The organism is Paludisphaera borealis (assembly GCF_001956985.1).
GTDB lineage: Bacteria > Planctomycetota > Planctomycetia > Isosphaerales > Isosphaeraceae > Paludisphaera > Paludisphaera borealis.
Genome location: NZ_CP019082.1, coordinates 4,459,393 through 4,483,617 on the forward strand (window position 1 = coordinate 4,459,393; position 24,225 = coordinate 4,483,617).

Consider the following 24,225-nt stretch of genomic DNA (forward strand, 5'->3'; position numbering starts at 1 on the left):
AGGATGTTCCCATGAAGAATCGACCCGACGACGGGCGCGGACCGTTTTCGCGGTCCGCGCCCGCCCCGCCCGATCGGGAGCGGGACGACGAGGAGTGCTTCCGCGCGCTGGTCGAGGCCGGTGCCGACGCGGTCCTCGTCGTGCACCGCGACGGGGTCATCGGCTTCGCCAACCCCGCCGCGGGCGCCTTGCTGGGCCACGCCCCGGAGCGCCTGGAGGGGCAGCCCTTCGGCGTCCCGGTCGTGCCGGGCGAGACCACCGAGATCGACGTGCCGCGGGCCGACGGGACGGTGCGCGTCGCCGAGATGCGGACGGCCTCGACGTCCTGGCGCGGCGAGCCGGCCTTCGTGGCGGCCCTCCGCGACGTCACCGAGAGGAGGCAGGCCGAGGAGGCCGCGCGCGAGGCGAACGCCACCCTGCGGAGCTTCTATGAGGCCTCGTCGATGATGATGGGCGTCGTCGAGCTGATCGGCGACGAGGTGATCCACGTCTCGTCGAACGCCGCCGCCGTCCATTTCTTCGGCGACCCCGACGAGGTCGTCGACGGCCTGGGCCGCGGGCAGGGCGTCCTCCTCGAGGTCCTCGCCGGCTGGATCGCCCACTACCGCGAGGCGAGGCGGTCCGGCTCGCCGGCCCGCTTCGAGTACGCCCACGACGCGCCCGGGGGGCGGACTTGGCTGTCGGTCACAGTCGGCTACATCGGCCTCACGCCCTCGGGACGCCTCCAGTTCTCGCTCGTGGCCGACGACGTCACGGAGCGCCGTCAGGCCGAGGAGGCGCTGCGCGAGGCCGACCGTCGCAAGGACGAATTCCTCGCGATGCTGGCCCACGAGCTGCGCAACCCGCTGGCCGCCGTCAGCAACGCCGTGCAGCTCGCGCTGCGGGCCTCGGACGCCGACAGCCGCGCGTGGAGCCACGAGGTCATCCGGCGGCAGTGCACGCACCTCGCCGGCCTGATCGACGACCTGCTCGACGTCTCGCGGATCAGCCAGGGTAAGATCCGCCTCCGCACCAGCTCCCTCGACGCCTCGGACGTCCTCCGCAACGCCGTCGAGGCCGTCCGCCCCCTCATGCAGGAGCGCGGCCACTCGCTCGAGACGTCGATCGGCCCCGGGCTCCTGCTCGACGCCGACCCCACCCGGCTCGAGCAGATCGTCGTGAACCTGCTCGCCAACGCCGCCAAGTACACCGAGCCCGGCGGCCTCATCCGGCTGACCGCCCTGCGCGACGGGGATGAGGCGACGATCGCGGTGCGCGACACCGGCATCGGCATCGACGCCGCCATGCTGCCCCGCGTCTTCGAGCCCTTTACGCAGGCCGAGGTCTCCATCGATCGCAGCCGGGGCGGCCTGGGGATCGGCCTGACCCTCGTCCAGACGCTGACCGAGATGCACGGCGGCCGCGTGTCGGCTACTAGCGACGGGCCGGGGCGCGGCAGCGAGTTCGTCGTCCGCCTGCCGGCCCTGCTCACGACCGACGACCGGCCGTCCCCCTCGAAGGCCCCCGAGCCGCCGCCAGGGCGCCTCGTCCGCGTCCTCGTCGTCGACGACAACCGCGACGCCGCCGAGCTGACTGCGGCGCTGCTCGCCGCCGAGCGGCACGAGGTCCGTTGCGTCTACGACGGGAATTCGGCCCTGGAGGCGTTCCGCGCGTTCCGCCCCGACGTCGTCCTCCTGGACATCGGGCTGCCCGGCATGGACGGCTACCAGGTGGCCGAGGCCATCCGCGGGTCTTCCCCGGGGGCGCCGCTCCTCGTAGCGGTCTCGGGGTACGGCGAGGACGAGGCCCGCCACCGCTCCCGGGCCGCCGGCTGCGCCCACCACCTGGTCAAGCCCGTCGACATCGACGCCCTGCTCGCGATCGTCCGGGCCGCGAACCCGGACCCCTGAGCCGCGCGGCTTATCGGTCGCCTCCCGGGAAGTACTTGGCGGTGATCGCGCGGAGGAAGGCGAGCGACTCGGCCATCTCGTCCAGGCCGTTCATGCCGTCCTCGATGCTGACCCAGCCTCGGTATTCGTTGTCGGCGAGGATGCCGAAGATCGCGTCGTAGTCGTTCAACCCCTTGCCGGTCACGCCGTGCCGCAGGTCGGCCGAATAGCCGAGTGTGCCGTCGGTCTGGCGGAGCCCTTCGAGCGTCGCCCCCTCGGCCAGATACCGGTCGCTGGCGTGCATGCTCACGACCCGGTCGGCCACCTCGCGGAGCAGCTCGATCGGGTCGTCGCCGGCCACGATCGCGTTCGACGGGTCGTACTGCACGCCGAAGTGGTCGCGGTCGGCCACGGCGGCCAGCAGCTCCAGGAAGACGTCCTTCTTCTGGGCGAACTCGGGGTACTTCCAGAAGCCGTCCTTGTAGTGGTTTTCGATGCCCAGGACGATGTCGTGCTCGCGGGCGACGGGGAGGACCGCTTCGATGCACTCGACGACCCAGGCGATCCCTTGCTCGCGGCCGACCTCGGGATAGCGCTGGCCGGAGAGGACCCGGCAGACGGCCCGCGCCCCCCCGAGCCGGCGCGTGACCGCGATCCGCTCGACCTGGCGGTCGACGGCCCGCTTCCGGCCGTCGGCGTCGGGGTTGGTGAAGTCGGGCGAGCAGCAGAGCATCGGCATCGCGAAGCCCGCCCCGGCGATCGCCTCGCCCACGCGGTCGATGTAGGAGTCGTCCAGGCTTGTGAAGAACCCGTCGTACATCTCCAGCCCGTCGGCGTCGAGCGACTTGGCCATCTCGATCCAGTCGAACACCGACATCGACCGGTCGCCCGCAATCTGATCGATGTAACACTTCGGAAACGCGGCGAGCTTCAGGGACATAGCGGAGATCTCGCTTACTTGCAGGCCTTGAGGAACGCGACCAGATCGACGAGTTCCTGGGTCGTTAACTGTTGATCCAATCCGGCGGGCATGATGGAGACGGTGCTGGGGCGGATTTCCTCGACGTCGGCGCGGGCGACGCGGGTTTGCTGGTTGGCGCCGGTGATCAGGACCAGCTCGTCGGACGTTTCGTTGCGCAAGAGGCCGTTGATCACTTTGCCGTCGGTGGTGGCGAGGACGACCGGCTCGAAGCTGCGGATCAGGCTGGCGCTCGGGTAGACGATGGCTTCGAGGAGGTCGCGTTCGGAGCGGACGCCGCCGACCTTGGTGAGGTCGGGGCCGACGTCGCCGCCTCGATAGCCGATGGCGTGGCAGGTGAAGCAGGCGGCCTTCTCGCCGTGGAACACGAGCTGGCCCCGCCGGACGTCCCCCTCGGCGACCTTGGCGAGCAAGGCGTCGACGCGGGCGTTCTGCTTGGCGGCGTCGGCGTTGAGCCGGGCGTAAAGCCCCTCGGCGGCCTTCCTGGTCTCGGGGCCGAACTTGGCGAGGTGCAGCTTGAGCGCGTCGATCCGCAGGCTGCCGATCGCCGACGACTCGCCCAGCGTCTTCACCAGCCGGACCCCCAGGGCGTCGTCGGTCGCGGCGTCGAAGGCCGCGAGCAGGCGGTCGACTTCGAGCGGCCCGGCCTTCCGGAGCGACTCGGCCAGCGCGCCGAGTTGGGACGCATCAAGCTTTGCCATCGTGATGACTTCGGCCGCGAGCACCCGGGTCGCGACCGAATTCGCCGGGTCGAGCCGGCCGAGCAGGAAGGCGAAGGCCGGGGGATCGATCTTAGGCAGGCCGCCGGGGACGGCTGCGAGGGCTTCGAGCCGGGCGTCGGCGGGGGCCGACTCGCGGCCGGCGATCGCCAGGAGCGGGGCCGTCAGCGCGGCGCCCTTGTCGGCGGGGACGGCCAGGGCCCGGGCGGTCGAAACCGCCTGACGGGCGAGGTCGGCGTCGGGGCCGGCCAGGATCGCGGCCAGGGCCGAAATCCAAGCAGCCGGCGCGTCCTTCAAGCCGGACTGGGCGACGGCCTTCAGGGCGATGCGCTTCCCCCCGTTGCCGACCTCGGTCCCGTGGGCGAGCAGCGTCTCGGTCAACAGCTTCTGGACGGCCGGCGTCCCGCCGAACCGGGCGAGCTGGCGCTCCAGGGCGGCCCGGTCGGCCTCGCTTAGATCGCCGCTCTTCAACTGGCCCTGGAAGAAGCCGGCGACGGTCTCGGCCCACTCGGGATGGCGGCCGACGATCCACGAGGCCGTCTCCTTCAGATCCGGGTTCGCGTCGGTCAAGAGCGCGACGGCCAGCTTGGGGTCGAGGCCGCCGCCGTCCATCTGATCGATCGCCGTCAGGGCCGCCTTCTTGACGGCGACGTTCGGCGACTTCAGCCCCTCGGCCGTCCCTTTCGGATCGGCGATATCGATCAACGCATAGGTGAGCGAGTGCGTCAAGATAGGATCACTCGACTCATGAATCGCGTCGAGCAGGATCGGTACGACCGTCCTGTCGCCGATCCGCCCCAGGGCCTCGGCCGCGACCCGGCGGTTGGCGGTCGAGTCGCCTTTGAGCAAGGCCGTCAGTGCGGAAACCGCGCCCGCGTCGCGGGTCAGGCTGGCGACGTGGGCGGCGGCCTGGCGGACGGTCTCTTCGGGGTCGACCAGAGCGAGCCGGCCTAGCACGCGGGCGCCTTCGTCGTCGATCCGAGCGAGCGTCCAGACGACGTTGAGGCGGGCTTGAATCGAGCGGTTCTGCATGGCGATCACGAGCGCGGGGCGGGCGTCGTCGCCGGCGCGGGCCAGGGCGGCGACGGCGCGGCGGGCGACGGCGGGGCGGGGGTCGCCGAGCAGGGCGACAAGGTCGGCGGGCGTCCGGGTCTTCCAGTCGATCGCCAGGCCACGCGGGTCGGCGACGGGTTTTGCGTCCTTGCGGCGGACGCGGTAGACGCCGCCGAGGACATCGGGCTTGGAGAGCTGCGACGACGGGCAGCAGAGCTTGTACCAGCCGCCGGTGTCGACCACGATCAGGCTGCCGTCGGCGTCCTCGATCACGTCGGTCGGGTGGAAGTCGAGGTCGGGACTGGTGATGAAGTCTTCATCCTTGGTCTCGAACGTCGCCCCCTTGGGCTTGAGGACGTGGCGGCCGACCTTGTGGAGGTTGAAGTAGCAGGCGAAAAGGTTGTCGCGGTACTCGGCGCCGAGGGCGTCCGACTCGTACCGGGTCAGGCCGCAGGGGGCGGCGGGGCCCATGTGCAACAGGACGGGCATCAGGTTCGGGCTGGTCCACTTGTGCGAGGGGGCGTCGAGCACGCGGTTGGTCTTGCCGTAGAGGCCGCCGTAGATCGCGTGGGCGAGGCCGTCGCGAAGGCCGCCGCCGGGCTGGTGGAAGAACGTGGTGCTGAAGATCCGCTCGCCGCCGGGGGTGAACGCGACGTCGACCGGGTTGTCCATGCCGCCGGTCATCACCGGCTCGATCCCCGAGCCGTCGGGCCGCGACCGGAAGATGTGCGCCGCCTTGGTGACGAACGGGCTCTTGCCGGGCCGCTCGTAGGTCTGCTCGGCGAACGCCCCCTTGCACCAGTAGACCCAGCCGTCGGGGCCGGCGTAGGGGCCGTGCAGGTCGTTGGCGCAGCCGGTGAGGGTCTTGCCCTGGAACCACTCGACCCGGTCGTCGGCCACGCCGTCGCCGTTGGTGTCGGTCAGCTTCCAGATGCTCGGCGGGGCCGCGACGTACAGCGAGCCGTCGAGCCACATCGTCCCCTCGGGGAACATCATCTTGTCGGCGAAAACCGTCTGGCTCTCGTACCGGCCGTCGCCGTCCTTGTCCTCAAGCCGGACGATCCGGTGGGGCTTCTCGGCCAGTTGCTTCTCGACCTTGTCGTTCGAGCCCGACGAGTCGGCGACGTACAGCCGGCCCTCCTCATCGAAGGCCGCCGTGATCGGCCGGTCGACCAGCGGCGGGCCGGCGATCCGCTCGATCGTGAACCCCTCCGGCACCTTGAGGTTCCGCGCCTTGACAGGACCGTCCGCCCCCCAAGTCGACTGCCAGCCGATCAAAATCGTCATGATTCCGACAACGAGCCCATCCGGAATTCGAGCCGACCGTGATCGTTTCATGGGGAAGCGTCCTGGTGTGACAGGTCGATTGACCGCAAGCGCCAGTTAACCTTGTATGCGACCCGCGCCCCGCAAGTCAACCATCGCCGACCGCCCCCGCCGCCGTTGGGTTCGTTCGCGCCGAAAGCCTGGCGGTCTCCCCGCCCCGCAACGCCTACCGACGGCCCCCAGGCCTCATCGCGGCCCTTCCGATCGAGTCGCCGCGATTGGGTTCGTTCGCCGCGCTCCGATCGCCGGGGGCGTGTTCTAAACCCTGTGTTCTATGAGACTTAGTCGCAAGATCGAAATTGGCTTCGATCGCGCGGAAATCGCGCGATTTGGGTCCGTCCGCCGCCTTGTCCCGGCCGTCGACCGACCGACCGACCAGCCCGTCGACGGCCCCGCGAATTGGGTTCGTTCGCGCGTTTCTTGCGACGCGGCTGCGCATCGCCGAAGGGCCACTCTCGCTTCTCATCGAACAGGCGGATTGCCAAAGACGCTGGACGATTGCGAGAGTCCCGCAGGATAAGTTTACGACGAGATCGCGGTCGTGATTGTTAAAACGAGACTTGATCGAGAGATCGAAGTTCGAGAACGGCTTTTCTTTCCGCTCACCGCTGGCCCGGCATCTCAGCGACGGTGGTGCGGTCGCTGGAGAAAGAGGCGCTGCGGAGTCGAGAGTTCTTATCCGGTTCCCAATTCGTCTGCCCCTTCGTGTCGAAGCTCAGATGGATCAGCGCCTTGGACATGGAGAAGCCCGTGGGCTGAGGAGGGGCTCCCCCCCTCGCTGGCCATTTCCATGACGATCCTCGGCGATCGCACATTGTAGGTCTGGTACATGTAATGCCCGTTCCCTTCGGAATCTCTGAGCGAGGCGTTTGTGCCCCCTCTGAGCCAGGACCGCTCCAGACCGAGGATGTCACGAGTCTGTTCCCAGGTCATGCCCCGCCGAAGTCGGTTGATGCGCGCCGGAATGCCCCGTACGACGAATCGAGGGGGAATCCCGTCCCAGAACTCCTCCACAACGAAGAGGCCGAGCGCGAAGATCGCAGTAATGAGCAGCATCGTGCGCATACTGAACCGGGATCTTGGATGTCGCATGGCCGGGAATCTCGCGAGGAACGGTGTGTTGCGTCGCTGAGTCCAATCATCACCGATAGGGTCGGGACGAACGATCGAGGGGTCGGAACGGGCCCAGGCGAACCCTCAAAACAAAAAGCCGCCTCGCCGGGAGATGCCCAACGAGGCGGCCATTGCATTATTGGATGATCTTGAATTCGCGTCGAACTCACGGCTTCCAGGTGCCGGCGTTCTTCTGCTTGCGGATATGACAACTGCGATCGTAGGCGTCCTTGACCGCCCCGCGAGCGCGTTCCCATTCCAGTTCGCCGCGGTCCTTCACGTTCGCCCAATCGCGCTTCAGGTCCGTTTCGACGTCGTCGAATTTGGTTTCGCCGTACCTGTGCTCGGCTTCCGCCCCATAACGGTAGGCGGGAAGATGCGTCTCGAACGTGTCGCCCTGGCGGACGTACGGGCGAGTCTTGTAGTTGTCGCGCAGCCAGTTGTCCTCGGTCGTGGGGTCGATGAGTTCGCCGACGCCCTTGCCGGCGTATCCGCCCGCGACCGCACCGACCGCGGCTCCGATCGCAGCGCCGACCGGCCCGGTGACGGCGCCGACGGCCATGCCGCTGGCCGCTCCCGCGATGGCCGCGCCGATGCCGGTTTCCACGGGGTGGGAACCAGGCGCATTCGTGATCGGATCGGGATTCCGATCGCCACGGGGAGGGACGTCGACGCTTTTTTGCGGATTGCGTGTATCAGCCATGGTATTCCTCGATTCGATTCAGGGATGTTTATCGAACTATCCCCGCTGGAACTGATTTCCGGCGGGGTCTGGCTGATGAATTAGCAATTCCGACGCCGACGAGATCGCTTTCCGTCGAAAATCTCGACAAGCTCAAGATGGGTTTCGGGGTGATGGGATGGTTATTGTAGCCCGCCTCTGTTAGCCCGGTCTCACGCCCAGCGACAGGCCCCGTCTACAATCCGGAGTCGGTCCCACGGCCAGCGAACGCATGCTCGCAACTGTCTGCCGCGGGGCCGGATCCGCTCGTTTCGCCGCCGGGCTCGGGCGGTTATCATGGCGGCGTCCGGGGGACCCGTTCCATGGTCGGCGGCCGATTCGGAGGTGTGCGGATGACGGCGGAAGCGTTGAGGGCGAAGGTCTTCGCGGAACTTGAAGCGGTCGGCTTCCGACCGGCGAAATCGTTGCCCGATCCCGACCTGGGACAGGCGATCCGCCCGCCGGACGAGATCGCCGCGCGGCTCCTGACGCTCGACTCGGTGTTCACCTGGGCGGCCTTCTCCGGGGTAGACGTCGTTCACGGCGGCGCGATTCACGAGAGGAGTTCACTTCCCGAGTCGGCTTTGCAAATGGTCTAATGTGTCGCCGTAAAGCCGCGACTGCGACTGCGACTGCGACCGAGGCCGGGATGGGCCGGTTATTCACGAGTCGGACGATTGCTCATGTCTCTTCACCGTTTGCTCGATCGTGAGCGCACGATCGCCCCGCCCGGTTTCAACCGCTGGCTGATCCCTCCCGCCGCGCTGGCCGTCCACCTTTGCATCGGCGAGATTTACGGCTTCAGCGTCTTCAACGGGCCGCTGACCCGGATCGTGGGCGTCGACCACTCGATCGAGGGGCGGGACTGGACCATCCCCCAGGTCGGTTGGATTTATTCAATCGCCCTGATCATGCTCGGGCTCTCCGCCGCGATCTTCGGTCGGTGGGTCGAGCGCGTCGGCCCGAGGAAGGCGATCTACGCCAGCGCCTGTTGCTTCTGTTCGGGCCTGTGGCTGTCCGGCCTGGGCGTCGCCCACCACGACATCCGGCTCCTCTATCTCGGCTACGGCGTCGTCGGCGGGATCGGGCTGGGGCTCGGCTACATCGCGCCGGTGTCGAGCCTCGTCAAGTGGTTCCCCGACCGGCCGGGCATGGCGACGGGCCTGGCGATCATGGGGTTCGGCGGCGGCGCCCTGATCGGCGCTCCGCTCGGCGTCGAGCTGATGGGCTACTTCAAGTCGTCCTCCTCGGTCGGGGTGGAGGAGGCGTTCGTGGTGATGGGAGGCGTCTACTTCGTCTTCATGATGTTCGGGGCGTACACCTTCCGCGTGCCCGCGCCGGGGTGGCGGCCGGAGGGGTTCGTCCCCGCCGTGAAGCCGAAGAAGCTGGTCACGCACGCGGACGTCTCCGTCGATCTCGCCTGGAAGACGCCGCAGTTCTGGCTGCTTTGGGGGGTGCTCTGCCTGAATGTGACGGCCGGTATCGGCGTGCTCGGCCAGGCGTCGCTGATGTGTCAGGACATGTTCGGCGTCCCCGCGGCGGTCGGCGGCGGTTTCGCGGGGTTGCTCAGCCTGTTCAACATGGCCGGCCGGTTCCTCTGGTCGACGACCTCCGACCTGACGGGCCGCAAGGCCGTCTACGGCGTCTTCTTCCTGCTCGGGGCCGTCCTCTATGCGCTCGTCCCCATGGCCCAGAAGTATCACAGCGTGGGCCTGTTCGTCGTGCTCACGACCCTGATCATCTCGATGTACGGCGGCGGCTTCGCCACGATCCCCGCCTACCTCCGCGACCTGTTCGGCGCCATGCACCTCGGCGCGATCCACGGCCGCCTGATCACCGCGTGGTCGATGGCCGCGGTCCTCGGCCCGCAGTTGGTCAACTACGTCTCGACCTACCGGATCGCGCACGGCGTCCCCAGGGCCGAAGCGTACAACGCGACGATGTACCTGATGTCCGGCCTCCTGTTGCTCGGGTTGGTCTGCAACCTCCTCGTCCGCCCCGTGGACGAGCGGTTCCATCACCGAGTCGAGACTTGATCGTCCTCCCAGACCCGAGCCGGAAAGAATCCATGGATCGCCCCCGGATGAAGTCCTCGGCGCTGTTGATCGCGGCTTCCTGGCTCCTCGTGCTGATCCCGCTGGGATGGGGCGTCTACCAGAGCGTGGTCAAATCGCTGCCGCTGTTCCAGGCGCCTGATGCTTCGAAAGCGATATCATCACCCAAGGAATGAACAAAGACATGAGCCGACATGAACTGAAGAACAAAGTGGCCGTCGTCGGCGGCGGAGCGAAGAACCTGGGCGGGCTGCTGAGCGTCCGGCTCGCGGAGCGGGGCGCGAAGGTGGTGGTCCACTACCACGGCGACGCGACGAAGGGGGACGCCGAGAAGACCCTGGCGACCATCAAGAACGCGGGGGGCGAGGCGGCCGCCGTCCAGGGGGACCTCACGAAGCCGGCCAACGTCGCAGGGCTGTTCGAAGAGGCGGTCGAAGCGTTCGGCGGCGTCGACTTCGCCGTCAACACGACGGGTCTGGTGATCAAGAAGCCGATCGTCGACGTCACCGAGGACGAGTTCGACCGTAGCTTCGCCGTCAACGCGAAGGCCGCCTTCTTCTTCATCCAGGAGGCGGGCAAACGGCTCAACGACGGTGGCGCCATCTGCACGATCGTCACGTCGCTGCTCGCGGCCTACACCGATTCGTATTCGATCTATCCCGGCAGCAAGGCGCCGATCGAGCATTTCACCCGAGCCGCGTCGAAGGAGTTCGGCGGTCGCGGGATCTCGGTGACGGCGCTCGGTCCGGGGCCGATGGAAACTCCGTTCTTCTACGGCCAGGAGACCAAGGAGTCGGCGGCCTACAATCAGACGGCCGCCGCACTCAGCAAGTTCACCAAGACCGGCCTAACCGATATTGAGGACATCGTACCGATCGTCCTCTTCCTGATCACCGAAGGTTGGTGGATCACCGGCCAAACGATCTTCGCCAACGGCGGCTACACCACGCGGTGAGCCGCCCCGGATGCCTCGCGCGGTTTGCTATTGGGTTGCACACAGGCCGAGGCCGAATTCCCTTCTCCCCGCCAGCGGGGAGAAGGTGCCCCGAAGGGGCGGATGAGGGGTCTTCAATCGCCCTGGCGTTCGACGAATCCCGATGACGCCCACCCCTTCTCCGGCCTTCGGCCGCCTTCTCTCGCAAGGGGAGAAGGTATGCTCGCGACAGCGTGTCTTGATGGATTTCTGCAACGCAAATGCAGGCCTCGCCGACTTCAAGGCTTGACGGCCGCGTCGTCCCGCCGTCGTTCGATTGATTTGAGATTCTGTTCCTTGAGGGTCTGGGCTTGCGCGAGGGCTCGCTCGAAGCTCGAGATCTCCGCGTCGAGCTGGGATTTCGAGACGTATCCTTTCTCGAACATCATCTGCGCCCACGCGACCCGCTTCTTGGCGCGGAGGATCTCCGCGGGAGCGAACATCGGGTCGACGGAGTTGGCCGGTTTCCTCGCGCCGACCTCGGCATCACCTTCCGCTCGGTCGATGATGCCCTGCATCTCGGCGAAACCTCGATCGGCGGCGTCACTGAGCGGCGCGGCGGAGAAGTCGAACAGGGTCTGGTGGGTCTCGATCACGTCGAAGAGAATCCGGTCGATCTTGTCGAGCTGAGTCTGGAGGTCGAGGAACTCCTTCCTCGCCTGATTCACGACCGGTCCTTCGTTCGTCGAGTCCTTTCGAGCCGCGTGAGCCTTGCTGGTGGTGCGTTTGAACCTAGACAAGGCTTCGTCGGCTTCCTCTTCGAGCCGTTTGAGGATCATCGCGCGCGACTTCGAGACGAAATCCGGCGTGTCGGACGTACGGGAAGCAGGCGCGGTCGCCCGGGGCGGCTGATTCGCCTCCAGGCTGGGGCCGCGTTTTTCGTCGCCGCCCGACTGGGCGACCGCGCCGGCGACTCCGGCGGCGGTGACGGCGGTGAGCACGATGGCCGAGGCGATTTTGAGCTTGGTGAGGAACATGGCGTAGAGCACCTCCTTGAACAGAGCGGCGACGGGCGCCGAGATCACTTTGAGCGCGACCGCCTCGCCCGTCGCGACGGCGGTTGCGGCCCGAACCGTGGATTCGACCAGGAGCGCGGCGGGCGCGTTCGGCTCGTTCCGGAAGGCCGAGGCGAGCCGGGGGGCGGCGATCAGCAGGCCGGAGGGGAGTCCGTTGCGGCGCGCGAGCCGGCCGCGGAGCAGCTCGCGGGCCCGGGCGAGCCGGGTCTTGACCGTGCCGAGCGGCCAGCCGAGCCGCCGGGCGGCGTCCTGGTGGGTCAGGCCCTGGACGTCGCAGAGGATCAACGGCTCGCGGCACCGCGCGGGGAGGCGTTCGATCTCGTCGTGGAGCATCGCCGCGAGGTCGTCGTCGCCGTGATCGTCCGAAGTCGCGGCCGGCCGGGCCTCGGCCGTTTTCCGCTCGTGTTCGAGCCGCCGGGCCGCGTCGCGGCGGGCCCGCGCGGCGACGCGGTGCGCCACGCGATGGAGCCAGGGGCCGAGCGAGTCGCGGACCCAGAGCGACCGCGCTTTTTGAACCAGCACGAGGAACGCCGCCTGAAAGGCGTCCTGGGCGTCGTTCGGATCGCGGAGGGTCGACCGGCAGACGCGCCAGACCATCGGCCCGTGGCGTTCGACCAGAGCCGCGAAGGCCAGCTCGCCCTCCTCGCCGCCTCGGGTCGCGAACCGCTCCAGAAGCTGGCCGTCGGTTTGCTCGCCGATCGCCCCCAGATTGAAAAGCGTCCCGAGCTGCCGCAACATCGCCCCGTTCGATCGGCTCGCCACGCCTCCGCCCTCCATCCGGCCCGCGCTCGTCCCCTTCCCTCTATAGAGAGTAATGCCGTGGGCGAGGCCGATGGATTGAACTTTCCGCCGGAACCTCGCGTTTCAGGCCCGCGCCCGGACGGGAGGAGACGCCGGCATAAGATTAAGGACGTTAAATGATGTGAAAAAGAGACTGTGAAGAAGAGGTCTCGCTTGTGTGATGAACGTAATCAAACCATGATGTTCCCGCGGCAGATCGAGTGGGTGTGCCTCTTGCGATAAAAAACTGCGTAAATCGCCGGGTTGTGTCGCGATGAGGTTGAGTAAAGCGGTTGAATCTGAAATTTTCAGGAGAGTGAATTGGGCGGATTTCGTCTTCGGCTTCGGGTCGCTTCCGTGGCGGCGTTTATGGGGCTTGCGGTCACGACCGGCGCTTCGGCGGACGTCGTGCTCGGCTCGTTCGACTTTAACTCGTTGCAGTTCGGCGACAGCCTTATCCAGTCCGACGGAGGGACGTTCGCCGGCTCCAACTGGCTGAACACGACGAACGTCGATCCCGGGGCGTCGGGTTATCTGACGGGCGCCAACTTCGAGACCGGCATCGGGAACATCGGGAACTTGAGTAATCCGGTCTATACGATCCTCTATAACACGGCGATCCAGAACGGCGCGGGGTACGACCTCGGCGTCGTCACGTCGCAGTTCAGCGTCGGCGACACGATCACGCTGGCGGTCTCGACCGACGGCGGCGCGACGTTCAGCGCGGATCAAGATTTCGGGCCGGGGCTCGCCGTCGACACGGGGGTGGCGAGCTCGTATTTCTACAACGGCGGCATTGGCGGCAGCGCCAACTTGTTCGTGACGTCGATCGACCTGAGCAGCTTCGGGATCGCCGCGAATGCGTCGATCAACGCCGTCCGGATCACCGGCGTGCCGGAGCTGGATCTGAACCGGGTCGCGGGGTTCGCCGTCGGCGCGGTCCCCGAGCCGTCCTCGCTGGCGCTGGCCGGCGTGGCTACCGCCTTCGGCCTGATCTTCGCCCGTCGCCGCCGGGCCGCGGTCTGACGAGCGTTTGCATCGCGAAGGACGGACGCCGGCCGACCGGCTCGGGTTTCGTCCTTCGCTTCGCTCATGGCTTGCTCAAGAAATGGCGCTTGGTGCGGAAGGCGTCGGGGCTGTTCACGCTTCCCAGGCCGGCGGCGGGGCAGGTCAGGCAGGCGGCGCGGAGCCGGCCGTCGCGGTGCTCCGACCGCAGTTCCTCGTAGCGTTCGGAATTCCAGATTTCCTCGAACGTTTGCGATCGGATGTTGCCCATCGGCTGCTCGCCGTACCACCAGCCGCAGGGGCGCACGTCGCCGTTGGGGAGGACGCCGACCCAGTGCCAGGGGAACTGGCACCGCGACACGCGATTCTCGCCCTCACCCACGCCCACCGGCAGCGCCGGCAGGCTGTCGTTCCGGGTTGGCGCGCGGTCGGTCGATTCCAGGTCGAAATTCGCGGGGAAGTACGTGTTGATCCCGTATTCCTTGCCGATCGCCCGGGCCTCGTCGAGCATCCGGTTGCAGAGTTCCTTGTGCCCTTCGAGCGATTCCAGACGCGTGTCGGTCCCCTCGAACGGGACCAGGTGCACGCCTCCCACCGATTTGACCTGGAGATCGTTCGCCAGCCGGACGAAGTCGGGAAGCTCCGTGATGTTCGACCGCATCAGCACGAAGTTCAGGTGGAGGTGGGGGTAGGTCGATCCGACCTGGTCGCGGACGCCCTGGATCGCCCGGATGTTGGCGAGCAGCGTTTCAAACCGTCCACCCGCCCGGATGCGCTCGTACGTTTCTTTGACGGCCGCGTCGACGGAGACGCACAGGCTCACCTTGTTCCGCGACAGCCGTTCGACGACCGCCGGCTTCAACAGCATCGCATTGGTGATCATGTAAAGGCCCGGGACGTTATACGAGCCGGCGATGTCGAGGACTTCGCCGAGCCTGCGGTGGAGCAGCGGCTCGGTGTTGAACGAGAGCGAAACGTGCTTGCACAGAGGGAAGAGTTCCTCGGCGATCTTGGTGAAGTCCTCGATCGAGAGGTCCACCCGCTTCTGCTTGTACACCGATTCCAGGCTGAAATGACACATGACGCAACGGAGGTTGCACTGGTTGATGACGTCCATTTCCAGGTGGAGCGGACGAATCCCCAGGCGCTTGCGAATCGAGCCGGCGCGGATGATCGAGAGGACGTCGTCGTCGGCCGGAAGTTCAGCGCGGAACCGTCCCAGGTGCGAGGCGACCTCGTGTCGGGTCGGCTCGCGGAGGTAATACCGGGAATAGATCGTCTTGATCTCCGCGACGACCGGTCCGACGAGGCGCTCGTACTCCAGACCGCCGCGCAGCGAATCGCCGAGCGCGTCGAGCGCCTGAGTCTGATCCCGGTCGTGGAACTGAACCGCCCAGGCGCCGATCTCCCCGGCGCGCGGTTCGCGACCCATCATCTCGCGATACAGCGCGGCGGCCTGCTCCATGCGCTCGAGATTCGCGGCGGGACCCGGGCCGACGACGACGACGGCCTCGTGGCGACGACCGGCTGCCCGACGGCCCGTCACCAGCGCCGAGAGTCGCCTCCCGCCACGGCGACACCTTCGAAGCACCCCACCCCCGCGATGGCGCAGCCAGGCGATCGTCATCATGCAACTCCCTATGGGAAGAGGTTCCGGCGCAGGCGCACTGGATTGTGCGGGCGCGTCGTGGAGCTGCTGAACGCAGGGAAGGAAGTCGTCACGAGCCAGTCGACGCCGACACGAGAAGAGATGTTTCGATGCAGCCTAGATGACTTCGGACAATCGTGCAACCCCGTCTTGTTCTTTCGTTCGTGCGATCTCGCCCGGCCGCGCCGTCGCCCGCTCATCTCGCGTCGAGTTTTTGGTAAGATCGTCCGTGTGGCGTTGCGCATCGAGCGGAACGGTTGCGAAGCAATCCCGAGCGCGCGCCGGGCTGGTGAGACGAGGCAGCATGAGTTCATCGTTTATTGAGGCGCCCTCGGAGTCGGCCGACGACACGGAGCGGGCGCTCGTCGAGCGGCTGGACCCGAACCGCGAGGGACCGATCCGGGGCGAGCTGCTCGGGCTCGATCGGCTCGAACGGCAGGCGCGGAGGCTGGCGACGGCTTGCACGCTGGCGCCGGCGAAGCGCGCGGCCAGCCCGCTCTTGAAGCGGTTCGCCGACAACGCCAAGGTTCTCCGACGCGTCCACGGCTTGATCACGGCCGGCGGCGAGCACATCCGTGGGATCGACGTCGAGTGGCTGCTCGACAACTTCCACATCGTCGACGACGTTCTCAAGGAAGTCCGTCAGGACATGCCGCACGGCTATGACGTCGTCCTGCCCAAGCTCGACGGGCCGGCGCTCAAGGGCTACCCGCGCGTTTATGCGATCTCGGTCGCCCTGGCCGCCCACACCGACAGCGAACTCGACGAGGCGCGGATCAATCGGTTCGTGGCCGCGTTCCAGGACAAGGCCGCGCTGACGATCGGCGAACTCTGGGCGTTGCCGACGATGCTCCGGCTGGTACTGCTCGAAAACCTCCGGCGGCTGGCCGACCAGATGGTCTGGTCGTGGGAGGAGCGGCATCGGGCCGACGCCTGGCTGGCCCACGCCGCGCCCCTCGACGCCTCGCACCGAACCGGCGGCAAGACCGCCCCGCCGTCGTTCGGCAGGCTCAGCGGCCCGTTCGTCGCGCGGCTGATCCAGGTGCTGCGCGACCACGGCCCTGCCGCGGCCGGCGTGCTGCAAAAGCTGAAGGCCGCGATCGAGGCGAACGGGGACGAGGCCGACAACATCGTCGACCGCGAGCACCACCGCCAGGCCGCGAACCAGGTGACGGTCGGCAACTGCGTCATCAGCCTGCGGCTGCTCTCGGCCGTCGATTGGAACGCGTATTTCGAGGAGCACAGCCTCGTCCAGGCGATCCTCCGCGACGACCCATCGGGCATTTATCCGCATCAAGACTTTCCCACGTCCGACCGCTGCCGCAAGGCCGTCGAGCGGATCGCGCGCGGGTCCCACGCCGACGAGCTGGCCGTCGCCCGCCGCGCCGTGGCGATGGCCGCCGAGGCCGGCGAACACAACCCCCGGCGCGGCAACGTCGCCTACTACCTCGTCGACAAGGGCGCCCACGACCTCGGCACCGCCTTCCACTACAAGACGCCGGTCCGCGATCGCGTGCTGAACTGGGTCCACGCGCACCCTCGATTCGTCTACTTCGGCGCGATCTTTTTGGTGATGGCCGCGATCTCGACCGCCGTCTTCATCCTTGCGGGGAGTCCCTCGCGCTTTGACTTCCTACTCGGTCTGCTCGGCCTGGCCGTCCTGATCGTCGTCAGTGAGTTGGCCGTCGGCCTGATCAACCATTTTCTGACGATCCTCTTGCCCCCCAAGGTGCTGGCCAAGCTGGAGTTCAAGGACGGCGTTCCCGACGAGTTTCGGACGTTCGTGGTCATCCCGACGATGCTCGCGAAGCTGAACAACGCGCCGGCGCTTTTGGAACGGCTCGAAATCCACTACCTGTCGAACCCCGACCCGAACCTCCGGTTCGCACTGCTGACCGACTTCGCCGACGCTCCCCAGGAGCACATGCCCGACGATCAGAAGTTGATCGACGACGCGCTCGCCCGCGTTCGGACGCTCAATGCGCGGTACGCGGCGGCCGGCGAGCCCGACGTCTTCTACCTGTTCCATCGGCGGCGGCTCTGGAACCCGTCGCAAGGGGTCTGGATGGGCTGGGAGCGGAAGCGCGGCAAGCTTTCGGAATTCAACAAGCTGTTGCGCGGAGATGTGAGCGGTAGTTACAACGTCTTCAGCGTTGATCCGTCGACCTTGCCTCGATTCCGGTTCGTGATCACGCTCGATTCCGACACCCAGATGCCGCGCGACACGGCGGGAAGGCTCGTCGGCACGATTGCGCACCCGCTCAACCAGCCGCGATTCGACCGCGCCAGCGGCCGGGTGGTCGAGGGCTACGGCGTACTCCAGCCCCGGGTCAGCTTCCACCTGACGGCGGCCACGCACTCGCGGTTCGCGGCGCTCCTGGCCTCGTCGGGCGGTATCGACCCGTACTCGACGGCGGCGTCCGACGCCTACATGGACCTGTTCGACGTCGGCAGTTTCACGGGCAAGGGGGTCTACGACGTCGACGCCTTCGAGGAGGCGACGGGGTCGATCTTCCCGGAAAACCGGATCTTGAGCCACGATCTGATCGAGGGCAACTACGTCCGCTGCGGCTTGCTCAGCGACACCGAGGTGTTCGACGACTTCCCCGCGCGATACCACGCCTACGCCCGGCGCGAGCATCGCTGGATTCGGGGCGACTGGCAACTGCTGCCGTGGTTGGCTCCGCGTGTGCCGATGCCGACAGGGAGCCGGCCGAACCCGCTGCCGACGCTCGAAAGATGGAAGTTGTTCGACAACCTCCGTCGCAGCCTGGTCCCACTCGCGCTCGTGACGATGTTGGCGTTGGGCTGGATGATCGCGCCGGGCCCGGCGTGGCTCTGGACGGTCCTCGCCCTGGCGGTGGTGGGTCTGCCGCTGGTCAAGTGGTCGACGGCCGTGACGATGGGGGCGATCCGGAGCGGATCGCTGGCGCCGTTCAAGGCGTGGCGTGACAGCCTGCCGTCGCTGGGAGGCCAGGCGCTCCTGTCGCTCGTCCTCCTGCCCGATCAGGCCCGGCTGGCGGGCGACGCGATCGCGCGGACGCTGTACCGGCAGTTCGTGAGCGGCAAACGGATGCTCGAATGGGAGACGGCGGCGTCGGCCGAGCAGCGGCTCGGCGGCGAGCTTCGCGACTTCGCGAAGACGATGTGGCAGTCGTCGGTCATCGCGGCGTTGATCCTGGTCGCGGTTGGATGGGTTCGTCCGTCGTCCCTCTGGGTCGCCGGCCCGATCCTCGCGGCCTGGTTGCTGTCGCCGGTCGTCGCGTGGTGGATCAGCCGGCCGCTGCCGACGACCCAATCGCTGCTGACCGAGGCCGACCGCTTGGCGCTTCGACGGCTGACCCGGAAGACGTGGGGGTACTTCGAGACGTTCGTCGGCGACGACGACAACTGGCTTCCGCCCGACAACTTCCAGGAATACCCCGACGGCCGGATCGCCCACCGAACCTCGCCGACCAACATGGGGCTGCTGTTGGCCTCGACCCTCACCGCGCACGACCTCGGCTATCTCTCCCTCGGGGCGATGGTCGGGCGCCTGGAGAGGACTTTCGACACGCTCGACCGGCTCGAAACCCACTGGGGACACTTCTACAACTGGTACGACACCCAGACGTTGGAACCGTTGCCTCCTGCCTATATCTCGACCGTCGACAGCGGCAACATGCTCGGCTGCCTCGTGGCGCTGCGGCAAGGGCTGCTTGAGAAGCTCAACGCGCCGACGTTTTCGCCGGCCGTCACGGCGGGCCTGGCCGATGCACTGAGACTGGCGATCGAGGGGGGCGTTGCCGGAACACGGTTCAAGCTGATCCTTGTCGAGCCCGGCGACGACCTTCCCGCGTGGCGAAGCCGGCTCGAACGGCTGGAGAACGAGGCGGCGCGGCTCGTCGAATCGGTCGCGTCGAAGGCTGATTCCGCGCAGCTTTGGTCGCGCCGGTTGCTGGCGCAGATCCAGACGCACCGGGCCGATCTGGACGCGGGCGACCTGTCGCCACGCCTCAAGAGCCTGGCTGACCGGGCCGACGCGATGGGCCGGGCGATGGAGTTCGGGCCGCTGTACAAGACCGAGCGGAACCTTTATGCGATCGGCTGCAACCTGGCGCAGGGGAGGCTCGACGGCGCGTGCTACGACCTGCTGGCGTCGGAGTCGGCGTTGACGAGCTACCTGACGGTCGCGCGCGGCGACGCCCCGCGCAAGCACTGGTTCCAGCTCGGCCGGCCGTACATCAAGGCGGCGGGCAAAATCGGCCTGATCTCCTGGGGCGGGACGATGTTCGAGTACCTGATGCCCCGGCTCTTGCTCAAGAGCCTGCCGACCACGCTGCTGGCCGAGGCCGCCCGCACGGCCGTCGCCCGCCAGATCGAGTACGGCCGCCAGCTCGGCCTGCCGTGGGGGATTTCCGAATCGGCGTTCGCCTCGCAGTACCTGGAAGGCGACTACCGCTATCAGGCGTTCGGCGCGCCGGGATTGGGCCTCAAGCAGGGGCTCGACCGCGACCGGGTGATCGCCCCCTACGCCACCGCGATGGCCACGATGGTCGCGCCGCGCGAGGCCGTCGACAACCTCAAGCGGCTGACGGCCGAGGGCGGCGAGGGGATCTACGGCTATTACGAGGCGATCGACTACACGGCCGACCGCCTCACGCCCGGCCAGCGGTCGGTTGTGGTGAAATCTTATATGAGCCACCACCAGGGGATGAGCCTCGTGGCGGTCGCGAACGTGTTGCTCGGCGACGCCATGCCGCGTCGGTTCCATGCCGAGCCCATGGTCCGCGCGGCCGAGCTGCTGCTGCAAGAGCGCGTCCCCCGCGATACGCCGCTGATCGACGTCGACGCCGAGACCGCCGCCGAGTCGGAGGATTCCAGCGCGACCCCGGCGGAACGGCCGGTGTCGGCGAGCCTCTTGAGCCGCCGGTTGACCACGCCGGCGACGCTCGCGCCCCGGACGCATCTGCTGTCGAACTCGCAGTATCATGTGATGGTCACGAACGCCGGCTCGGGGTCGAGCGCGTGTCGCGGCGTCGACGTGACCCGATGGCGCGAAGACCCCACCCGCGAGGCCTGGGGCCAGTTCGTCTACGTCCGCGACGCGTCGAGCGGGCTGTTCTGGTCGGCCGGGTTTCAGCCCGTCTGCCGGCCGGCGGACGACGACGAGATCGTCTTCGCCGTCGACAAGGCGTCGTTCCGCCGTCGTGACGGCGAGATCGAGACGCGGATGGAAGTGACCGTCTCGCCCGAGCAGCTCGCCGAGGTCCGCCGCCTGACCCTCACCAACCACGGCACCCGCCCGCGCACGCTCGAAGTCACCAGCTACGCCGAGGCCGTGCTGGCCTCGCACGACGCCGACCTGGCGCACCCGGCGTTCCACAAGCTGTTCCTGGAGACGGAGTGGATCGCCGAATCGTCGGCCTTGCTCTGCCGCCGCCGTCCCAGGTCGCCGCGCGACCAGCCGCTCTGGGCCGTCCACGTGATCGCCGCCGACGGCTCGGCGCCGGGGGGCGCGGTCGAGGGGGAAGTCGGCTACGAGACCGACCGCGCCCGGTTTTTGGGCCGGGGCCGGACCCCCGCCGATCCCGCCGCCCTCGATCCGGGCTCGGCCCTTTCGGGGACGACCGGGGCGGTGCTCGATCCGATCTTCAGCCTGCGACGTCGCGTGACGCTCGCGCCGGGCGGCTCGGCCGTGTTGGCCTTCACGACGGCGGTCGCCGACAACCGCGCCGGGGCGCTCGCGCTGGCCGACCAGTACCACGGCTTCAGCGCCGCGGCGAGGGCGTTCGAGCTGGCCTGGGCGCACCGCCAGGCCGAGCACGGGCACCGCCAGTGGTCGCCCGAGGAAGGCCATCTGTTCCAGCGGCTGGCCTCGCATCTGCTGTTCGCCGGCCCGACCCTGCGCGGTCGCCCGGACCTGCTCGAACCGGCCGAGCCGGCGCCGGTGGTTTTCAGCCGCCTCGGGCTCAACCTCCACCGGCCGATCGTCGTCGCCCGGCTGGGCGAGGCGTCCGAATTGACCACGGTCCGACAGCTCGCCGCCGCCCAGGACTTCCTGCGGATCAAGGGGCTGGAATTCGATCTCGTCCTGCTCTACGACGGCCGCGACGGCGCGCTCGACGAGCCGTTGCAAGCCCTGGCCCGCGAGGCCGGGATCTTCCTGATCCGGACGGCGGCCCTCGACGACTCGGCGCGCGGGCTGCTGCGGGCGGCGGCCCGGGTCGTCCTCGACGCCGCGCGCGGGCCGCTTTCGGCCCAGCTCGATCACCTCGAATGGTCCCCGGCGCTCCCCGATCCGCTCACGGCCTCGCCCCCGGACGGCCCCTGGCGCGACACGCCCATCGCCTTGCCCGATGGCCTCCTGTTCGCCAATGGACTGGGCGGCTTCAGCGCCGACGGTCGCGAATATCTGATTCTGATCGACACTCCGGAACGGGCCGGCGGCGATCCATCAAGCCATGCGGGACGTCAGCCGTTGCCCCGCCCGGCGCTCGCGCCGGCACCCTGGAGCAACGTCGTCGCCAACCCGACGTTCGGGTTCCTGACGACCGAGAGCGGCGCGCAGACCACCTGGGCCGGCAACAGCCAGACCAACCGCCTGACCTCCTGGAGCAACGATCCGGTCTCCGACCCGTCGGCCGAGGTCGTCTACCTCCGCGACGAGGACGCCGGACAGGTCTGGTGCCCGACGCCGTTGCCCGTCCCCTCGACCGGTCCGGTTCTCGTCCGCCATGGCCAGGGGTATACGACCTTCGAGCGCAACAGCCACGGAATCGCGCACGAGCTGACGCTGTTCGTGGCACCCGACGCGTCGGTCAAGTTCTTCCGGCTGCGGGTCACGAACGCGAGCGGACGGCCGCGACGGCTCTCGGCCACGCTGTACGCCGAGTGGGTTCTCGGCACCAATCGCGACCGTTCGGCCATGCACGTCGTCACCGAACTGGACGCCGACACCGGCGCGATCCTGGCCCGCAACGCGTTTCGCGACGAGTTCGGCGACGGGGTCGCGTTCCTCGACGTCGACCGCCGGCCCCGGACCGTCACCGGCGACCGAGGCGAGTTCCTCGGCCGCCACGGGTCGATCGCCAACCCCTCGGCCCTCGGCCAGGTCGAGCTTTCCGGCCGCGTCGGCCCCGCCCTCGACCCCTGCGGCGCGATCCAGACGAAGTTCGACCTCGCGCCCGGCGCGGTTCAAGAGGTCGTCTTCCTGCTCGGCTGGGCCGATGGTCCGGCCGAGGCCCGCGACCTGATTACCCGCCACAAAGCGGCCGGCGCGGGGGCGGTGCTCGACCGCGTGAAAGCCCACTGGGACGCGATCCTCGGGACCGTCCAGGTCCAGACGCCCGACCCGGCCTTCGACCTGCTTTTGAACCGCTGGCTGCTGTACCAGACGACGAGTTGCCGCCTCTGGGGCCGGACGTCGTTCTACCAGTCGGGCGGGGCGTTCGGCTTCCGCGACCAGCTTCAGGACGTCATGGCCCTTTGCCACGCCGCTCCCGACGCCGCCCGCGCGCACATCGTGCTGTCGGCCTCGCGTCAGTTCGTCGAGGGGGACGTCCAGCACTGGTGGCATCCGCCGTCGGGCCGAGGGGTTCGCACGCGGTGCTCCGACGACTACCTGTGGTTGCCGTTCGCCGTCGCGCACTACATCGCGACGACCGGCGACCGGGCGATTCTCCAGGCCGTTGCGCCGTACCTCGAAGCCCCCACGCTGGCCGCCGGTCAGGACGACGACTACCGGCTGCCGGCGGTTTCCGCCCAGTCGGCGACGCTCCACGACCACTGCGTCCGGGCGCTCGACCGCTCGGGCGAGCGCGGGCCGCACGGGCTGCCGTTGATCGGCGGCGGCGACTGGAACGACGGGTTGAGCCGGGTCGGGATCGAAGGCCGCGGCGAGAGCGTCTGGCTGGCCTGGTTCCTGATCGTCGTCCTCCGACGATTCGCCGAAGTCTGCGACGCCGACCGGGCCGAATCTTATCGCCGCCAGGCCGTCGACCTGATGGAGACCGTCGAGCGCGAGGGCTGGGACGGCGGCTGGTATCGTCGCGCTTACTTCGACGACGGCGCGCCTCTGGGGTCGGCCGCGAACGACGAGTGCCGGATCGACTCGATCGCCCAATCATGGGCCGTGATCGCCGGCGCCGACGCCGCGCGATGCGACGTCGCGACGGCCGCCGTGCTGGAGCATCTCGTCCGCGACGCCGACAAGCTGATCTTGCTCCTCGCCCCGCCGTTCGACTGCTCGTCGCCCGATCCCGGCTACATCCAGGGCTATGTCCCCGGCACGCGTGAGAACGGGGCCCAATACACGCACGCCGCCGCCTGGGTCGTCGAGGCCGCCGCGCTCCTGGGGCGAGGCGATCTGGCTGTGAAGCTATTCGCGTATCTCAATCCGATCAACCACGCACTTTGTAAAGACGACGTCGCGCGTTACAAAAACGAGCCCTACGTCCTGGCCGGCGACGTGTTCAGCAAGCCCCCGCACGTGGGTCGGGGGGGCTGGAGCTGGTACACAGGATCGGCAAGCTGGCTGTACCGGATCGGCCTGGAAACGATCCTCGGCTTCCACCGTCGCGGTGATCGCCTGATCATCGCCCCGCGAATTCCGGCGAGCTGGGAACGGTTCCAGATCGTCTATCGATATGGGGCGACGACCTACCGGATCGAAGTCGTCAGGTCGGACGAACGCGACGAGGAAACTCCCGAGATCATGCTCGTCGACGACGGCCGGACGCATCAGGTGCGGGTCGTGGTGACCGGCTGAGGATCGTCAACCCTCTGATACAAGCCCGAAGCGCCAGCGAGTGCATCGGCTCGCGGGCGTTGGGTTGAGCGGAGGCCGTCGGAATTATGCACTCGGGCGCTTCGGGCTTGTATATCAGGGGCCTGGCCAACCGGCGTTTCATTCGCCGGCGCCTCGGCCCCACCGCGAAGCGTAATTCCGTGTCGATTCGATCACGAGGTGATGTCGAACGCGTTGTCATG

Annotated in this window: 13 protein-coding genes; 7 read left to right on the top strand and 6 right to left on the bottom strand. The window is 68.0% G+C overall.

Features of this window, described 5'->3' with window-relative positions; translation table 11 throughout:
• Nucleotides 1–11 precede the first annotated feature (11 nt).
• Entirely contained in the window at nucleotides 12–1,889 is a 1,878-nt protein-coding gene (locus BSF38_RS17400) for a PAS domain-containing hybrid sensor histidine kinase/response regulator (protein WP_083713029.1), read from the top strand.
• 10 nt (nucleotides 1,890–1,899) lie between these two features.
• Here the strand turns inward: BSF38_RS17400 and BSF38_RS17405 are convergent, their stop codons facing one another.
• The 4 genes from BSF38_RS17405 to BSF38_RS17420 all read right to left on the bottom strand — a co-directional run bounded on the left by BSF38_RS17405 (nucleotide 1,900) and on the right by BSF38_RS17420 (nucleotide 7,761).
• Nucleotides 1,900–2,808: a sugar phosphate isomerase/epimerase family protein gene (locus BSF38_RS17405; protein WP_076347705.1), complete on the bottom strand. Its 909-nt coding sequence runs from the start codon at nucleotides 2,806–2,808 to the stop codon at nucleotides 1,900–1,902.
• 14 nt (nucleotides 2,809–2,822) lie between these two features.
• A complete protein-coding gene (locus tag BSF38_RS17410; RefSeq protein ID WP_099091993.1) occupies nucleotides 2,823–5,906 on the bottom strand; it encodes a PVC-type heme-binding CxxCH protein in 3,084 nt (1,027 codons plus the stop codon).
• Nucleotides 5,907–6,547: 641 nt separating this feature from the next.
• Nucleotides 6,548–6,685, bottom strand: a complete 138-nt coding sequence (locus BSF38_RS31375) for a hypothetical protein (RefSeq protein ID WP_168189400.1) — start codon at nucleotides 6,683–6,685, stop codon at nucleotides 6,548–6,550.
• Nucleotides 6,686–7,224: 539 nt separating this feature from the next.
• Nucleotides 7,225–7,761, bottom strand: coding sequence for a hypothetical protein (locus BSF38_RS17420; protein WP_076347709.1), 537 nt, complete (start codon nucleotides 7,759–7,761; stop codon nucleotides 7,225–7,227).
• A gap of 371 nt (nucleotides 7,762–8,132) precedes the next feature.
• Between BSF38_RS17420 and BSF38_RS17425 the strand changes: the two genes are divergently transcribed.
• The 4 genes from BSF38_RS17425 (at nucleotide 8,133) to BSF38_RS17435 (ending at nucleotide 10,788) form a co-directional block, all read left to right on the top strand.
• On the top strand, nucleotides 8,133–8,378 hold the full coding sequence (locus BSF38_RS17425) for a hypothetical protein (RefSeq protein ID WP_076347711.1): 246 nt from the start codon (nucleotides 8,133–8,135) through the stop codon (nucleotides 8,376–8,378).
• Nucleotides 8,379–8,462: 84 nt separating this feature from the next.
• Nucleotides 8,463–9,815 (top strand): OFA family MFS transporter, encoded by a 1,353-nt coding sequence (locus BSF38_RS17430; protein WP_076347713.1) that lies wholly within the window; start codon nucleotides 8,463–8,465, stop codon nucleotides 9,813–9,815.
• A 47-nt stretch (nucleotides 9,816–9,862) separates the two neighbouring features.
• On the top strand, nucleotides 9,863–10,009 hold the full coding sequence (locus BSF38_RS31380) for an MFS transporter small subunit (protein ID WP_168189276.1): 147 nt from the start codon (nucleotides 9,863–9,865) through the stop codon (nucleotides 10,007–10,009).
• 8 nt (nucleotides 10,010–10,017) lie between these two features.
• Entirely contained in the window at nucleotides 10,018–10,788 is a 771-nt protein-coding gene (locus BSF38_RS17435; protein WP_076351039.1) for an SDR family oxidoreductase, read from the top strand.
• A 257-nt stretch (nucleotides 10,789–11,045) separates the two neighbouring features.
• On the opposite strand, the gene BSF38_RS17440 is transcribed toward BSF38_RS17435, so the two are convergent.
• Nucleotides 11,046–12,584, bottom strand: a complete 1,539-nt coding sequence (locus tag BSF38_RS17440) for an RNA polymerase sigma factor (protein WP_168189401.1) — start codon at nucleotides 12,582–12,584, stop codon at nucleotides 11,046–11,048.
• 339 nt (nucleotides 12,585–12,923) lie between these two features.
• Here BSF38_RS17440 and BSF38_RS17445 point away from each other — a divergent pair, with 339 nt between their 5' ends.
• Nucleotides 12,924–13,628 (top strand): PEP-CTERM sorting domain-containing protein, encoded by a 705-nt coding sequence (locus BSF38_RS17445; protein ID WP_076347717.1) that lies wholly within the window; start codon nucleotides 12,924–12,926, stop codon nucleotides 13,626–13,628.
• Nucleotides 13,629–13,692: 64 nt separating this feature from the next.
• Here the strand turns inward: BSF38_RS17445 and BSF38_RS17450 are convergent, their stop codons facing one another.
• The gene (locus tag BSF38_RS17450) at nucleotides 13,693–15,237 is read right to left on the bottom strand and encodes a radical SAM/SPASM domain-containing protein (RefSeq protein ID WP_168189402.1); all 1,545 of its coding nucleotides are present in this window, start codon (nucleotides 15,235–15,237) and stop codon (nucleotides 13,693–13,695) included.
• Between the two features lie 322 nt (nucleotides 15,238–15,559).
• Here BSF38_RS17450 and BSF38_RS17455 point away from each other — a divergent pair, with 322 nt between their 5' ends.
• Nucleotides 15,560–24,004, top strand: a complete 8,445-nt coding sequence (locus BSF38_RS17455) for a GH36-type glycosyl hydrolase domain-containing protein (RefSeq protein ID WP_083713031.1) — start codon at nucleotides 15,560–15,562, stop codon at nucleotides 24,002–24,004.
• The last annotated feature ends 221 nt before the right edge of the window (nucleotides 24,005–24,225 follow it).